Genomic DNA, 15,142 nt, shown 5'->3' with positions numbered 1-15,142 from the left:
CCGGCCGACCCTGCGCCCGCCGCGACTCGACCCGAGACGCGCTGCGTCTGCAAGGGAGGAGTCCGAATACGACATGTCGCATCGCCTTCGAGTTGGATCGTCCGCGGCTGGGGACCCGGCTGCGGTCACAACGAGATGAAGCATCCCACCGAAGTGTCAAGCACCCCAACGGCGTGTCGCGCCACTCTTGCTCAACGTTGGCTCAGGTTCTGCTCAGAGCGCCGCACGTTCGTGTATCTAGACCCGGTCAGCAAAATGACGGGGCGGTCACTCTCCGCCGCGGGCGATCGCACACTCGTTCGCTCCCAGGGTAGGCGCAGCGGTGTCGGCGATCACGATCCCGTATGGCACGTCCGGGCAGTTCGTACCCTCGATCCGACCGCCGGACTCGCCCCCGAAGATGACCGCCGCCGAGCTCGTCCCGGTAATGGTCATACCGTCGATGACCGGCATGGCGGATGCGTCCAGCTGCAGTCCGACGGCGCCTCCCGACACGCTGCTCCCGAGCCATGTCGGTGTCGCGGAACCGGTCGCCGCGATGCCCACGCCGTTGTCGATGAAGGTGCTCGAGCGGACCGAGCCGGAGCTCTGGTCGAGAAAGAGCATGCCGGCGTCGCCGTTGCCGACGAACGCGGTCGAGACGATGCTGACGCGATGGCCGCCGGAGACCGCGATGCCTGCCCACCCGTTGCCCTCGAGCAGCGAATCCGTCACCTCGAGCGTCGTGCCGCCACCCGATGCCTCGTCGCCCGGCGCAGAGAGCAGGAGGCCGGCGCCGCCCTCGCCCGCCTCGCCCACGACCGCGCCCGCGAGACGCACCTCGGTGAGCGCGATCGAGGCGTTCGGGCCGCCGACGACGGCAGAGGCGGGCTGGTCGCCGACCACCTCGACCGTGAGCGACTCGATCCGCACGAGCGACGCGGTGGCGGCGACGACAGCCGCCTCGCCAGCACTCGAGCGCAGGGTCGTCGCGTCGCGGCCGGCGCCTCGCAGCAGCACCCCGTCGAGCAGCACGAGCGTCTCGTCGAGCTCCCAGGTGCCGGCCGGCAGCACGATCGTCGTGCCCTCGACGGCACGCGCGACGGCGTCGTGCAGGTCGGCGCCGGCGGCCAGCATCCACTCGCCCGGCTCGGTGCGGCCGGTGCCCAGGATCGAGGCCGTCACGCGCCGCTGCACCGCGGCCGCCAGCGGGCCGTCTGCTTCGATCTCGTCAAGCCCGGCGGCGATGTCGCTGCGGAAGACGCTGGGGTTGCAGCCCAGCAGATCGCGCTCCGCGATGGCGGTCTCGACGGCCTCGCCGAGCGGGTCGCCGTCGGGTTCCGCGGGCGTCGCACCCGCCGCCTCGACCGCCTCCGGCGCGTAGGCCGCGACCACCTCGCCGGCCGCCTGCACGACTGTCTCCGCTGCTGCCGCGCAGGCCTCCGGGAGTGAGTTCGAGGCCGACGGCGCGGGCTCCGTCGGCGATGCCGAGCACCCCGCGAGCACGACCACCGTCGCGAGGGCCGCAGCAGTCCGAATCGCCAGCACGCGCGAGCGCAGCGCCGAGGCGCAGAGCAGGGGGAGGGCGAGGGCAGGCGTGCTCGCGGTGCCGGCCATGGCTGCCCCTCCCCGGCGAGCGATGGCCCGCGTCAGGATCAACCTACGCACGCTCCCGCCGCAGCGGAAGAGCGTCGAGCAGGGCGGCTGCAGATAGGCAGGCATGACCGCGCACAACGAAAACCGCGCCCTTGCTGGCGAGAGCAAGGACGCGGTTTGGCGGTGACGGTGGGATTTGAACCCACGGTAGGGGGTTGCCCTACACGACTTTTCGAGAGTCGCACCTTCGGCCGCTCGGACACGTCACCAAGGGAATATCTTACACGAGCGCAGAACCCTGCGCCAACGCGCGGCCCAGCACCCGCACGTGCCGCAGCTCGCGCATGCCCTCCTCGACCTTCTCGCCGCCGTCGGCGCGCCAGCCGTGCGCCTCGTAGAAGTGGTCGGCGCGATCGTTGCCGACCAGCCGCCACAGATAGGCGTTCGCGTGCCCATCGGCGATCAGCCGCCGCTCGAGCTCCAGCAGCAGCGCGTTGCCGACGCCGCGCGACCACCGCGAGGCGTGCGCGTAGATCGCGTACACCTCGCCGGTCGCGGGCGCGTCCTCGTCGCGCGCCGGCCCGCACATGGCCCAGCCGACCACCTCGCCGTCGGCCACCGCCACCAGGTCGTGGCAGCGCGCATCCGCATGCATGTCATCCCAGTGCTCCATGCGGCGGGCGGTCTCGCGCTCGATGTCCATGCGGTCGAGGATCTCCTGGGGCACCAGGCCGTCGTAGGCCGCCCGCCAGGTCTCGACCCGCACCTTCGCGATGCCTGCGACGTCGTCGATGCGCGCGTCGCGGATGTTGGCGGTCATGCCGCCTCGCCCGGGGCGGCGTCGACCACGCAGAACCGGTTGCCCTCGGGATCCTCCATGATCACGTAGTCGGCACCCTCCGGGCGCTTCGGCCAGTGCACGCGCAGCGCCCCGAGCGACTCGAGCCGGTCGAGCTCAGCAGCCTGGTCGTCGGCGTACAGGTCGAGGTGGATGCGCGGGGGCAGGATGCGCTCGCTGGGCACGGCGTCGAGGGAGACGTTCGGCCCCTCGCCCGAGCGCGGGCGCAGCAGCGCGAACCCCTCGTCGAGCGGCACACGGGGCTCATAGTCGAGCGCGGCCGACCAGAACAGCAGCTGGCGATCGAGGTCGCTGCAGCGGATCACGATCGAGCCGACACTGAGCATGAGGACAAGGTACTGGGTCGCTCGCCGATGCCGCTCACAGCCCGCGCGCAGGGACACCGCTGACAGGTGCGCGCGGTGCCGGCCCGGGGAGTCAGCGGTCGCCGGTAGCCTCGCAGGCATGGCCAAGGCTCCCGCGTTCCGCTGCTCCGAGTGCGGTTGGGCGACCCTCAAGTGGGTCGGCCGCTGCGGCGAGTGCCAGCAGTGGGGCACCGTCGAGGAGGTCGGCGCATCGGTGACGCGCATCCGCCCCGCCACCGTGCCCGCCGGCCGCGGCGCACGGCCGATCACCGAGCTGCAGACGACGGATGCGCCCCGGTGGCCGACCGGGATCGGCGAGTTCGATCGCGTGCTCGGCGGCGGCATCGTGCCGGGCGCGGTGGTGCTGTGCTCGGGCGAGCCGGGGGTGGGCAAGTCGACGCTGCTGCTCGCGGTCGCCGCGAAGGCCGCCGCCGCCGGGAAGCGGGTGCTCTACGTCTCCGGCGAGGAGTCGCTCGCGCAGGTGCGGCTGCGCGCCGAGCGCACCGGCGCGCTCGAGCCGCAGCTCTACCTCGCGAGCGAGACCGACCTGGCGACCATCCTCGGCCAGCTGGTCGAGACGCAGCCCGAGCTCGTGATCGTCGACTCGGCGCAATCGGTCGCGAACGCCGACAACGACGGCCTCGCCGGCGGCCCCAGCCAGGTGCGCGACGTCGCGTCCGCCCTCACCCGAGCGGCGAAGGAGGCGGATGTGCCGCTGCTGCTGGTCGGGCACGTCACCAAGGACGGCTCGGTCGCCGGGCCGCGGCTGCTCGAGCACCTCGTCGATGTCGTCGCGCACTTCGACGGCGACCGGCAGACGGCGCTGCGCTTCGTGCGCACCTCGAAGAACCGCTTCGGCCCGACCGACGAGGTGGGCTGCTTCGAGATGACCGGCGACGGCATCCTCGAGGTGCCGGACCCCTCCGGCCTGTTCCTCTCGCGGTCTGCGACGCCGCTCGCGGGCACCTGCGTGACCGTGGCCCTCGAGGGGCGGCGGGCGATCCCCGTGGAGGTGCAGGCGCTCGTGGTCGCGGCGTCGACGCCGCAGCCGCGGCGGGTCGTGAACGGCGTCGACGCGTCGCGCGTCGCGATGGTGCTCGCGGTGCTCGAGCGGCACGCCGGCCTGCACCTGGGCGGCAGGGACGTCTACGTCTCGACCGTCGGCGGCATCAAGCTCACCGAGCCGGGCGCCGACCTGGCGATCGCGCTCGCCATCGCGAGCGCCGAGCACAACGTCGCGCTGCCGCGCCGGCTCGCGGCTGTCGGGGAGATCTCGCTGGCCGGCGAGATCCGGGCAGCCTCGGCGGCCGGCCGCCGCGTGCAGGAGGCCAGGCGGCTCGGCTACACGCGCGTCCTGGACGACGCCGTCGGCCTGGTGCGCAACGCCGTCCCAGAGGCGATCAGGCAGGGTCGCAACGAGTCCGCCCCGGTGCAGCGGCCGATCGCCGTGCCCGAGTTCTGATCACTCGAGGATGAACTGCCGGCTCTCCAGGCTGGCGAAGTCACCGACCTGCACGCTGAGGTTGTAGGCGGCGCCGCCCGCGGTGACCTGCGGCCGCTCCGAGGTGCAGGTGTCCGCAGACGACCGGCTGCGGTCCCACTCGATCGGCACGGTCGTCTGCGGTGCGCCCGGCTCGAGCGTCGCGACGCTGTCCTGCACGTCGGCCGCGCAGTCCGACCAGCGGTAGACGAGCTCGTCGCCGGTGCGGATCTCGTACTCCTGCACACTCGTACCGACGTTCAGCGAGCAGGCCGCCTCGCCGGTGTTCTCGAGGGTGAACGAGAGCTGCACGGGCTCGTCGGCGGCGTAGGTGGTGTGATCGGTCTGCGGGGTGACGCGCACCTGCTCGGGCGCGCAGGGCTCACCGGCATCCGCCGTCGGGTTGCCGCCGATCGGCGTGAACGGCTCCGTCTCGGTCGGCTGGGGCGTCTCGCTCGGCTCGGTCTCGCCCGCCTCGGGCGACGTCGGCGTGCTCTCGCTCGGCACCGGCGGCGGCGTCGGCTCGCCGGCCTCCCACGGGCGCCAGACGAACAGCGCGACGGCCGCCACGACCACCAGCACGAGCAGCGTCAGCAGCGTGCGGCGTCTGCGCACGGCCGCGCGGCGCTTCGCTGAAGATCCCTTGCTCACTGATCCAGGGTAGGCGAGAGCCGGCTCAGAGACGCTTGAGCATGCGCGTGTTGCCCAGCGTGTTGGGCTTGACGTGCGCGAGATCGAGGAACTCGGCGACGCCACCGTCGGCCGAGCGGAGCAGCTCGGCGAAGACCTCGGGCGGCACCACCTGCTCGTCGACCTCCTCGTAGCCGTGCCGGCCGAAGAAGTCGGTCTCGAAGGTCAGGCAGAACAGGCGGGTCAGGCCGAGCTCTCGCGCGCGGTGCTCGAGCGCATCGAGCATGGCGTGGCCGACACCCTTGCCGACCGCGCCCTGGGCTGCGGCGATGGTGCGCACCTCGCCCAGGTCCTCCCACAGCACGTGCAGTGCGCCGCAGCCGACCAGCTCGCCCTCGCGCTCGGCGACCACGAACTCCTGCACAGCCTCGAAGAGCGTGACGAGCTCCTTGCCGAGCAGGATGCGGCGCTGCACGTAGGGCTCGATGATGCGCTGCATCGCCCGCACGTCGCTCGTGCGGGCGGGGCGCACGGTGATGGCGGATGCGTCGGTGGTCACGGTCACCGAGCCTACGCGGGTGTGCCCCCGTCCTGCTCCACCCATCGGGCACGCCAGGGCGGGAGGCGGCGCTGCGCCTCCCGCCCCGTCAACTATGGATCAGTAGAAGAGGATCGCGTCGTGTCGGTGCTGCCCCTTGTCGTGGCCGTTGCCGTTGCCGTTGCCGTGCGAGCTGTGCCCCTGGCCATTGGCGTGGCCGTACGCGTTGCCGTTGCCGTTGCCGTTGCCCGGACCCTCCGCTTCCGCCTCTGCGGTCACCTCGAGTTGGAACGGGATCTCGGTTCCGTTCGAGGTCACGATGCGGTAGTCCTCGGCGGCCGTGGAGCCGTCCTCACGGTCGGTGGCGGCGGTGAAGGTCACCGTCGCCACGGTTCTCAGCGGTGCGCCGGCACCGTCGTTCTCGACCACGACCGCAGCGGTGCCGAGCACGGTCCCGTCGGCGGCACGCACCTCGAGCCACTCGCTCGCGCTCGCGCCTGTGGAACGGATGCGGTCGATCTGGCTCACGTCGATCGTGACCTCGGTGCCGTCCGTCACAGCCGCTGCGGGCAGCCCGGTCAGGTCGACGTGGCGCACCGAGTAGTCGGGCGCGAGGCCCGGGTTGTCGCCCAGGTAGCCCAGCAGCGCGTCCTGGTCGACCAGACCCGAGTCGCGCTCGTCGGTGCCACCGGCGAAAGCCCAGAAGTTGTCGCCCGGCGTGCCGCCGTTCACGCCCATCAGGAACGACGCGCTGGCGATGCGCACCTGCTGGTCCGGAGCGACGAACGCACCGTCGATCTGGATGTCGCTGACGCGATCGTCCAGCGGCCGCGATGGGTCGGAGACGTACGTGACGTTGTCGCTGAGGCCCAGCTGCAGATAGGTGCGCCCGGAAGTGAAGGGCACGCCCTCCGCGCTCCGCTGCCACTGCTCCTCGAGCAGTTGGTCGAGCTGTGCGCCCGTCAGCGTGATCGACCAGAGGTTGTTGATGAACGGCAGCATCGTGTTCGCCTCGGCGAGGCGCACGATGCCGGGTGCCGTCTCGGGCGCGGTGGGCTCGTACAGGAAGCTGTCGCGCACGCCGCCGGGGTTGACGATGCCGATCTCGGCACCGCCGCGGGTGTCGCTTGCGAGCTGGTCTCGGTACATGTTGGCGACCATCTGCGCTGCGGTCGACTCCTCGCCGCGGTTGCCGTTGGACTCCGCCGGCACGGTGATCGGACCGGTGATCGTGCCGACCTCCTGGTTGCCGACGATAGCCGCCTGCTCCTCAGCCGCCTCGACGATCGTCGAGACCGCTGCGACGCGCGGGTAGGTCTCCTCGAGGCCGGTCTGGAACGCCTCCGGGTCCTCGCCGGCGGGCACCGTGAGTCGCTGGTGGTTGGTCAGCACCTCCGCAGTCGCCTCACCGCTGGCACGGTCGACGGCCAGCACCACCTGGCCGACCACGTTCGAGTACTCGTTGGACTGCACCACCGGCCGCGTCGCGCCGGGAACACCGGGAACCGGCGCCATCCAGCTGTACGCGCGTTGGGTGTGACCGTTGAAGATCACGTCGACCTCGGCCGAGAGGTTGTTGACCATGTTGCCGAACACGCCGCCCGCGGCCGCGTCGGGCCCGAGCAGCGCCTGCTGCTCCGCCTGCGGGGCGTTCAGCGGAACGTTGACCTGCGAGCCCTCGTGGATCTCTGCGACGATGACCTCCGCCTCGCCGTTGGCGGCGTTGCCGTCGGTGAGTTCGGCCGCGATGCCGTTGATCGCGGTCACGGGGTCGGCGAACTCGACCCCCAGGAGGCCGCTGCCGTCGACAAGGCTCGGAGTCTGCTCTGTGACCGCACCGATCACGGCAACGGTGACGCCGTCGACCTCGAAGGTCTCGTAGGCGGGCCCGATGGGCGCCCCGTCGAGCGTCACGTTCGCGGAGAGGTACGGGAAGTCCGCCAGCAGGTCGACGCGGCCGCCGGCGACGATGTCGTCGACGCCCTTGTCGAACTCGTGGTTGCCGACCGCCGAGGCCGACACATCCAGCGCGTTCAGCACGTCGATCGCCGGCTCATCGTCCTGCGAGGCGGAGGTGAAGTTGGAGGCGCCGATGGAGTCGCCGCCCGAGAGCAGCAGTGTGTTCGACGCGTAGTCGGCGCGCAGCTGCTCGATGGTGCCGGCGAACAGCGTGGTCGTGCTGGGGATGAACGTTCCCTCATCGACCGAGCTGCCGACGATGCGGCCGTGGAAGTCGTTGAAGTGGAGGAGGTTCACGACGGCGGTCGTCGCTGGGTCGACCTCGATCGGCGCTGCCACAGCGGCCTGCGGGCGACCATCAGCCCGAGTCCGAGTGCGCAGGCGGCGCCAACCGCGGTATTGCGCTTGAAGTGCTTCATCACAGTGTCTCCGTTGCCATGGATGCGGAAGGCGCACAGGGCGCGCCAAGATCCACCCTAGGAAGTTCCGAGGGTGAGCGCGAGGCCCAAAAGTTGCCGGCAGGTGAACATCCGCGGTCTTCCATCGGAACCAGCGAGAAGGGGACCCCTCTCGGGATCCCCTTCTCGTGCAGGCAGCCGATCAGGCGCCAGCGGCCTCGAGCTCCGGCTCGTGCGGCTCCGGGCTCGTGTGCGAGAACACGAATGCGTTGTCGGCGAAGTCCACCGTCACGTGCTCGCCGGCACCCAGCTCGCCATGCAGGATCTTCTCGCTCAGCACGTCCTCGATCTCATGCTGCACCGCGCGACGGAGCGGCCGCGCGCCCAGTGCGGGGTCGTGGCCGATCGTGACGAGGTGCCGCTTGGCCGCCACGGTCAGCTCGATCGTCATATCGCGGTCGAGCAGTCGCTCGGAGAGCCGGCCGATGAACAGGTCGACGATCTGCAGCAGCTCCTCGGGGTCCAGCTGCGGGAAGACGATCATCTCGTCGACGCGGTTGAGGAACTCGGGCTTGAAGTTCTTCTTGAGCTCCTCGCGGACCTTGCCGCGCATCCGGTCGTAGTCGTTCTCCGAGTCGCCCTCCAGCACGAAGCCGACCGGGCCGCCCGAGATGTCCTTGGTGCCGAGGTTGGTCGTCATGATGATGACGGTGTTCTTGAAGTCGACCACGCGGCCCTGGCCGTCGGTGAGACGACCCTCCTCGAGGATCTGCAGCAGCGAGTTGAAGATGTCGACGTGCGCCTTCTCGATCTCGTCGAAGAGCACCACCGAGAACGGCTTGCGGCGCACCTTCTCGGTGAGCTGGCCGCCCTCCTCGAAGCCGACGAACCCGGGAGGAGCGCCGAAGAGCCGCGAGACGGTGTGCTTCTCGCTGTACTCCGACATGTCGAGCGCGATCAGGGCGTCCTCGTCGTCGAAGAGGAACTCCGCGAGCGCCTTGGCGAGCTCGGTCTTGCCGACGCCCGTGGGGCCGGCGAAGATGAACGAGCCAGAGGGGCGGCGGGGATCCTTGAGGCCGGCGCGCTGACGGCGGATGGTCTTCGCCAGCACGCTGACGGCCTCCTCCTGGCCGATGACGCGCTGGTGCAGCGCCTTCTCCATGAAGACCAGGCGTGCCGACTCCTCCTCGGTGAGCTTGAACACCGGGATGCCGGTCGCGTTCGCCAGCACCTCGGCGATCACGCCCTCGTCGAGCACGCCGGTGGGACCGCCGTCGCCCGAGCGCCACTTCTTCTCGAGGCGCAGGCGCTCGCCGAGCAGCTCCTTCTCCTCGTCGCGCAGGCGGGCCGCAGCCTCGAAGTCCTGGCCCTCGATGGCGCCCTCCTTGCGGCTGCGAACGTCGGCGATCTTCTCGTCGAACTCGCGCAGCTCCGGCGGCGCCGACAGGATCGACAGCCGCAGGCGGGCGCCGCCCTCATCGATCAGGTCGATCGCCTTGTCGGGCAGGAAGCGGTCCTGCACGTAGCGGTCGGCGAGGTTCGCCGCGGCGACCAGCGCGCCGTCGGTGATCGTCACCTTGTGGTGCGACTCGTAGCGGTCGCGGAGCCCCTTGAGGATGTTGATCGTGTGGGCGACCGACGGCTCGTTCACCTGGATGGGCTGGAAGCGGCGCTCGAGCGCGGCATCCTTCTCGAAGTGCTTGCGGTACTCGTCGAGGGTGGTCGCGCCGATCGTCTGCAGCTCGCCACGGGCGAGCAGCGGCTTCAGGATGTTCGCGGCATCGATCGCGCCCTCTGCGGCACCGGCGCCGACGAGCGTGTGGATCTCGTCGATGAAGGTGATGATGTCGCCGCGCGTGCGGATCTCCTTCGTCACCTTCTTCAGGCGCTCCTCGAAGTCACCGCGGTAGCGGCTGCCCGCGATCAGCGAGCCGAGGTCGAGCGTGTAGACCTGCTTGTCCTTCAGCGTCTCGGGCACCTCGCCCTTGATGATCGCCTGCGCGAGCCCTTCGACGACGGCGGTCTTGCCGACGCCCGGCTCGCCGATGAGCACCGGGTTGTTCTTGGAGCGGCGGGAGAGGATCTGCATGACCCGCTCGATCTCCTTCTCGCGCCCGATCACCGGGTCGAGCTTGCCGTCGCGCGCGGCCTGGGTGAGGTTGCGCCCGAACTGGTCGAGGATCTGCGAGCCCTTGGCGTCCGCCTGCACGGTCTGGTCGCCGCCGACCGTGGTCGACTCCTTGCCCTGGTACCCGGCGAGCAGCTGGTTGACGGTCTGCCGCACGCGGTTGAGGTCGGCGCCCAGCTTGACGAGCACCTGGGCCGCGACGCCCTCGCCCTCGCGGATGAGGCCGAGCAGCACGTGCTCGGTGCCGATGTAGTTGTGGCCGAGCTGCAGCGCCTCGCGCAGGCTCAGCTCGAGCACCTTCTTGGCGCGCGGCGTGAACGGGATGTGTCCCGATGTCTGCTGGCTGCCGGAGCCGATCATGTCCTGCACCTGCGAGCGCACCGCATCGAGGGAGATGCCCAGCTGCTCGAGCGCCTTCGCGGCGACGCCGTCGCCCTCGTGGATGAGGCCGAGCAGGATGTGCTCCGTGCCGATGTAGTTGTGGTTCAGCAGCTTCGCCTCTTCTTGGGCGAGCACCACGACGCGGCGAGCGCGATCGGTGAATCTCTCGAACATCGCTGCCTCCCTTCCTTGGTTCCCGAGCGTAGCCGCGGGTCGGGGGACGGCGTGCGGCTGTTCGCTGTGGGCGCGACACAGACCGACACGGACCGAGACAGACGGATGCGTCGTGGCCGCCGTGCGCGCATCCGCCCTTGCGCTCGTCACGGCCCGCCGTTACCGCATCGACAATCGATAACAACGATAATCGATAAGGTTCAGACGAGCATCGACAGGCACCTGTCGATGCGGATGGGAGTCGCGATGAGCACAATCGCCGGGATGACGGGGCTCGTCATGGCCACGCTGCTGCTGGGCGCCATCGCGCTGCTGGTGGTCGGCGTGCGCGCGCGGCGCGACGGCGGCTCGGGCGCCGTCGTCACCACGGCGCTCGTCGTCGCCGCAGGTGCCGCAGCGCTGTCGGCGATCGGTGCGATCATCGCGCTGCTCGCCGCCCTGCTGCAGAACCCCGTCGGCATCACCGTGCCGGTGCAGGAGTTCTGGCCGCAGCTTCCCGCAGGCGCCGAGGTCGAGGGGACGACCGCGAACCGCGTGGGCGGCGGCTTCACCTCGGCCGACCTGCTCGTCGCCGACCTGAGCTTCGTCGCGCGCCTGTGCTGGGCGATCGCGCTGGCGCTCGGCTGGCTCGTGCCGGGCACCGTCGCGGCGCTGATCGCCGTCGGCTGCCTGCGCCTGCGCGCCGGTCGGCCGTTCGCACCGCTGCTCGAGCGACTGACGATGGTCACCGCTGTGGTGGTGCTGGCCGGTGGCCTCCTCGCGGAGGTGCTCGGCGATGTCGCAGGCAGCATGGCTGCGCAGGAGGCGCTCGCCTGGACGGGCGCGGAGTGGACGGGCGAGCTGGCAGACCCGTCGGTGCTGCTGCCGCGGGCCGGCTTCCGCATCGACCTTCCGCTGTGGCCGATCGGCGCCGGGCTCGGGCTCGCCGCCCTGGCGACCCTCTTCCGGCACGGCCACCAGCTGCAGCGCGACACCGAGGGCCTCGTCTAGTGCCGGCCGATGAGGACCTCTCGCGCCTGCACTGCCGGCTCGACGAGCTGCTCGTCGAGCGCGGCATGACCCTGACGGCGCTCGCCGAGGACGTGGGCGTCAGCCTGGTCAACCTGTCGGTGCTGAAGAACGACCGGGCCAAGGCCATCCGCTTCTCCACCCTCATCGCGCTCTGCGATGCGCTCGGCTGCCAGCCCGGCGAGCTGTTCACGGTCGACGCTCACGGAACGCAAGGCTCCGCTCGATAGCCTCGACGCGACGACGCGAGGAGCACGGTGACCGATCAGCCCCAGCCCCAGCCCCAGCCGCGGGACCAGCCGCAGGGACAGCAGCCCCCGTACGGGCAGCAGCCGCAGTACGGGCAGTACTACGGGCAGCCCGCCTACGAGCAGCAGCCGCAGTACGGGCAGCCCGCCTACGAGCAGCAGCCGCAGTACGGGCAGCCCGCCTATGGCACCGCGCCCTACGGTCAGCCCGGCTACGCCGTGCAGCCGCCTGCCCCGAAGCGCCCGGCGCTGCTGCCTGCCGCGCTGCCGATGTCTGGCCTCTCATACACTCAGGCGTTCCGGCCGTTCGAGCGCCGCGTCGGCCGCTGGTTCATCGCCTGGGCGATCGCCATCGGCTTCTTCATGGCGGGCCAGATCATCTCGCTCACCTTGATGCTGCCCGGCCTGGTCGGCTTCTTCGCGACCCTCGACCCGACGAGCATGCCGACCGACGAGACGCAGATCGGCATGGACGTCATCGAATCCGTGGTCGCGACTCCCCTCGGCATGGTCGCCGTGAACATGGCATGGGCGACGATGATCCCCGGTGCGATCGTGGCGATGGCCGCGTTCGGCAAGGGCGCCGCCGGCTTCGCGATCAGCGTCGTCGGCCGCTGGCGCTGGAGCGCCGTGGCCCGCTCGGCGCTGGTGATCGTGCCGATCTTCGCCGTCTACATCGGCATCTCGCTCTGGATGGACCCGACGGTCGAATGGCAGTGGAACCCCAACTGGGGCCTCGTCATCGCCGTGCTGCTGACCACCCCGCTGCAGTCGACCGGCGAGGAGTTCACCTTCCGTGGGCTCCTGCCGCAGCTGATGGGCGGCTGGCGCGTGCACCGGTACGTGCCGGCGCTCGTGATGCTACTGCCGGTGCTGCTCGTGATGGTCCTGCAGCCGGCCACCTGGTGGCTGTCGCTGCTCGCCCTCGCAGCCGCGGCCATCGGACCCTGGGTGCTCACCGGTCGGCTCGGCAACGCCCTCTGGACCGGTGCCGCGACCGGACTGCTCTTCGGTGCCCTGCACACGCATCCGTCGATCGCGGCGACGCTGCAGCTGGCCCTGGTGGGCTTCACCTGCTCGATGCTCACCTACCGCACGGGCGGCCTCGAGGCCGCCTCCGTGCTGCACACCGCGAACAACGTGTTCATCATGGTGCCGCTCGCGCTCACCGGCACCTCAGCCTTCTCGGGCCAGCCGGTCGCGGGCGAGGACTGGCTCTCGACCGCCATCACCGCGGCGGCGCTCGGGCTCGCCTACCTCGCAGTGCACGTCACGATGGCGAAGACGCAGCGCTTCACCACCGGCAGCGCCGCGGCCGACCTGCTCGAGCCGCGACCGCCGATCGCACCACCCGCGGCAGCGGCCGCCTACTGAGGTTCGGGCGGGCCGGCCTTCGAGGTCGGCTCGACCGACGCATCCGTCGTCGTGGTGACCTCGACCGGCGCAGCAGCCTTGGGCGGCAGGCCCAGCTTGGCGCGCTCCTCGGCCTCGATGCGGTCGTACTCGCGGCGCGCGGTGCGGTCGCCGCGGATGATCATGCGCATGACCATCCAGAAGATGAGCCCGAGCACGATCGTCGGGACGAGCGAGAAGATCGCGTTCCCCCACCAGCTTTCAGGCATGGGCCCAGTCTACCCGCACCGCGCGGAGCGCCGGTCACCCGCAGCGGCTGCGCTCAGGTGAGCAGCTCGCGCACGCGCTCGCGTCCGATCGCGAGCAGCAGCGTCGGGATGCGGGGCCCGGCCTCGCGGCCGACGAGCAGCCGGTAGAGCAGCGCGAAGAAGGCACGCTGGGCGGCCGAGAGCTCCTTGTCGCCCTTCACCATGGCGCCGGGCTCGAGGCCGCGCTGCACCTTCGCGACACCGTAGACCTGGTGCGTCAGCCCATCCAGGGTCCACGCCTCTTCGATCGCCGGCAGTCCCTGGCCGCCGTCGAGCAGCAGCCGCACGCCGTCGCGCTCGGTCTCGGTGAGCGCGTCGAGCGCCTCCCGGTAGGGCGCGTCCCGCACGGCCGTGTGCTCCTCGTCGGGCATGTGGGTGGCGACCCACGCCTCGACCCTGTCGAGCCGCGGCCGCAGCGGGTCGAGCGAGGTGATCGGGTCTTCGGCGTCGAGCCCGCCCAGGATCCGCAGCACCTGCGCCTCGTCGCCGAAGGTGAGGTCCACGACGGATGCGAGGGTGCGGTAGGCGACGCGGCGCGGCGTCTGCGGCAGGGTCTCGTGGGCGGTCGAGGTGGCACGCTCGAGCGCGGCGAGCTCCGCCTCGCCCGCCGTGCCGGCCTCGGCCTTGCGCAGCAGCGCGTCCCACTCGTCGTAGGTGCGCTGCAGCTCCGAGCCGAAGGCGACGTCGAAGGACTGGTTCATGCGGCGGCGGGCGTAGAGCCAGCGCAGCACAGGCGCCTCCATCACCGCGAGCGCGTCGGCGGGCACCGGGGCGCCGCCGCGCGAGGACGACATCTTGGCGACGCCGGCGAAGCCGACGAAGGCGTACATGGGGCCCAGCGGCCGCTGCCAGCCGAACACCGGTGCCAGTTCGAGCCCCACCTGGAAGGACGAGCCGGGGCTCTGATGGTCGACACCGGAGGGCTCGAACACGACGCGCTCGTAGGCCCAGCGCATCGGCCAGTCGACCTTCCAGACCAGCTTGCCCGAGCGGAACTCGCGCAGCAGCACCGTCTCGCGGTGCCCGCACTGACAGGAGTAGGTCATCTCGGTCGACTCGTCGTCGTAGGCCTCGATGGTCGTGAGGTCCTTGCCGCAGCTCGTGCAGTACGGCTTGTAGGGGTAGTACTCGGCGCCGCCGGAGCCGTCATCCTCGGTCGCGGCGCCCGACGACGCGTCGAGGGCCGCCTGCAGCGCCTCGTCCTCATCCTTCGCCGCCGGCAGCGTGCGGTACTGCGCGAGGATCGCGTCGATCTCGCGGCGGTGCCGCATCGCGTGCAGGATCTGCTCGGTGTAGGCGCCGGCCGCGTACTGCTCGGTCTGGCTGATGCCGCGGTAGCGGATGCCCGCCTCCGCGAACGAGGCCTCCGCCTGCACGCGGAAGTGCGCCGCCCAGGACGACTCTGCGCTGCCGGGAGGGGCGGGCACGCTCGTGAGCGGCTTGCCGATGTGCTCGGCCCACGCCTCGTCGACGCCCTCGATGCCGGCGGGCACCTTGCGGAAGCGGTCGTAGTCATCCCAGCTGAAGATGTGCTCGGCCTCGAGGCCGCGGCGCTGGATCTCGTCGACCACCAGGTGCGGGCTCATCACCTCGCGGAAGTTGCCCAGGTGCACGGGGCCGGAGGGAGAGATGCCGGATGCGGCGACGGGCTTGGTCCCGCGGCGCTCGGCCTCGGCGATCACCTCGTCGGCCAGGCGCGAGACCCAGTCGGCGCGCTCGTGCGCGGTGGTGGGAGTGGTCTGCTCTGCGTCTGTCACGC

At 71.0% G+C, this 15,142-nt stretch carries 13 protein-coding genes and 1 tRNA gene; 4 read left to right on the top strand and 10 right to left on the bottom strand.

Annotated elements, in window-relative coordinates:
* Window positions 1-267: 267 nt before the first annotated feature.
* The 4 genes from J1M46_RS13330 to J1M46_RS13315 form a co-directional block, all read right to left on the bottom strand.
* Window positions 268-1,596, bottom strand: a complete 1,329-nt coding sequence (locus J1M46_RS13330) for a right-handed parallel beta-helix repeat-containing protein (protein WP_206448238.1) — start codon at window positions 1,594-1,596, stop codon at window positions 268-270.
* 157 nt (window positions 1,597-1,753) lie between these two features.
* Window positions 1,754-1,844: transfer RNA gene (locus tag J1M46_RS13325), tRNA-Ser, on the bottom strand.
* Window positions 1,845-1,855: 11 nt separating this feature from the next.
* Window positions 1,856-2,395 carry a GNAT family N-acetyltransferase gene (locus J1M46_RS13320; protein ID WP_206448237.1) on the bottom strand — a complete coding sequence of 180 codons (540 nt, stop codon included), beginning with the start codon at window positions 2,393-2,395 and terminating at the stop codon, window positions 1,856-1,858.
* On the bottom strand, window positions 2,392-2,760 hold the full coding sequence (locus tag J1M46_RS13315) for a VOC family protein (protein ID WP_206448236.1): 369 nt from the start codon (window positions 2,758-2,760) through the stop codon (window positions 2,392-2,394). Before J1M46_RS13315 ends, J1M46_RS13320 begins: the two co-directional genes overlap by 4 nt.
* Before the next feature lie 118 nt (window positions 2,761-2,878).
* Between J1M46_RS13315 and radA the strand changes: the two genes are divergently transcribed.
* Window positions 2,879-4,240 (top strand): DNA repair protein RadA, encoded by a 1,362-nt coding sequence (gene radA / locus J1M46_RS13310; RefSeq protein ID WP_206448235.1) that lies wholly within the window; start codon window positions 2,879-2,881, stop codon window positions 4,238-4,240.
* On the opposite strand, the gene J1M46_RS13305 is transcribed toward radA, so the two are convergent.
* The 4 genes from J1M46_RS13305 to J1M46_RS13290 form a co-directional block, all read right to left on the bottom strand.
* The gene (locus tag J1M46_RS13305; RefSeq protein WP_206448234.1) at window positions 4,241-4,909 is read right to left on the bottom strand and encodes a hypothetical protein; all 669 of its coding nucleotides are present in this window, start codon (window positions 4,907-4,909) and stop codon (window positions 4,241-4,243) included. It abuts the gene before it with no gap.
* Window positions 4,910-4,934: 25 nt separating this feature from the next.
* Window positions 4,935-5,492 carry an amino-acid N-acetyltransferase gene (locus J1M46_RS13300; RefSeq protein WP_206448233.1) on the bottom strand — a complete coding sequence of 186 codons (558 nt, stop codon included), beginning with the start codon at window positions 5,490-5,492 and terminating at the stop codon, window positions 4,935-4,937.
* Window positions 5,493-5,546: 54 nt separating this feature from the next.
* Entirely contained in the window at window positions 5,547-7,724 is a 2,178-nt protein-coding gene (locus J1M46_RS15865) for a 5'-nucleotidase C-terminal domain-containing protein (RefSeq protein WP_206448232.1), read from the bottom strand.
* Between the two features lie 261 nt (window positions 7,725-7,985).
* Window positions 7,986-10,466, bottom strand: coding sequence for an ATP-dependent Clp protease ATP-binding subunit (locus J1M46_RS13290; RefSeq protein WP_206448231.1), 2,481 nt, complete (start codon window positions 10,464-10,466; stop codon window positions 7,986-7,988).
* A 246-nt stretch (window positions 10,467-10,712) separates the two neighbouring features.
* On the opposite strand from J1M46_RS13290, the gene J1M46_RS13285 reads away from it, so the two are divergent.
* The 3 genes from J1M46_RS13285 to J1M46_RS15860 are packed head-to-tail and all read left to right on the top strand — an operon-like array spanning window position 10,713 to window position 13,096.
* Window positions 10,713-11,456, top strand: coding sequence for a hypothetical protein (locus J1M46_RS13285; protein WP_206448230.1), 744 nt, complete (start codon window positions 10,713-10,715; stop codon window positions 11,454-11,456).
* Complete coding sequence (locus J1M46_RS13280; protein ID WP_206448229.1) at window positions 11,456-11,704, top strand: helix-turn-helix domain-containing protein; 249 nt, start codon at window positions 11,456-11,458, stop codon at window positions 11,702-11,704. The genes J1M46_RS13285 and J1M46_RS13280 overlap by 1 nt, the downstream gene beginning before the upstream one ends.
* 27 nt (window positions 11,705-11,731) lie before the next feature.
* On the top strand, window positions 11,732-13,096 hold the full coding sequence (locus tag J1M46_RS15860; protein WP_206448228.1) for a CPBP family glutamic-type intramembrane protease: 1,365 nt from the start codon (window positions 11,732-11,734) through the stop codon (window positions 13,094-13,096).
* Here J1M46_RS15860 and J1M46_RS13270 read toward each other — a convergent pair.
* Both J1M46_RS13270 and J1M46_RS13265 read right to left on the bottom strand, forming a co-directional pair.
* Window positions 13,090-13,344: a hypothetical protein gene (locus J1M46_RS13270; protein ID WP_206448768.1), complete on the bottom strand. Its 255-nt coding sequence runs from the start codon at window positions 13,342-13,344 to the stop codon at window positions 13,090-13,092. The genes J1M46_RS15860 and J1M46_RS13270 overlap by 7 nt on opposite strands.
* A 53-nt stretch (window positions 13,345-13,397) precedes the next feature.
* Window positions 13,398-15,140, bottom strand: a complete 1,743-nt coding sequence (locus J1M46_RS13265; protein WP_206448227.1) for a lysine--tRNA ligase — start codon at window positions 15,138-15,140, stop codon at window positions 13,398-13,400.
* Between the last annotated feature and the right edge of the window lie 2 nt (window positions 15,141-15,142).

It is taken from the genome of Agrococcus sp. KRD186, assembly GCF_017168255.1.
In the GTDB taxonomy this organism is placed as follows: Bacteria; Actinomycetota; Actinomycetes; order Actinomycetales; family Microbacteriaceae; genus Agrococcus.
This window is presented reverse-complemented; position numbering and strand designations above follow the sequence as displayed.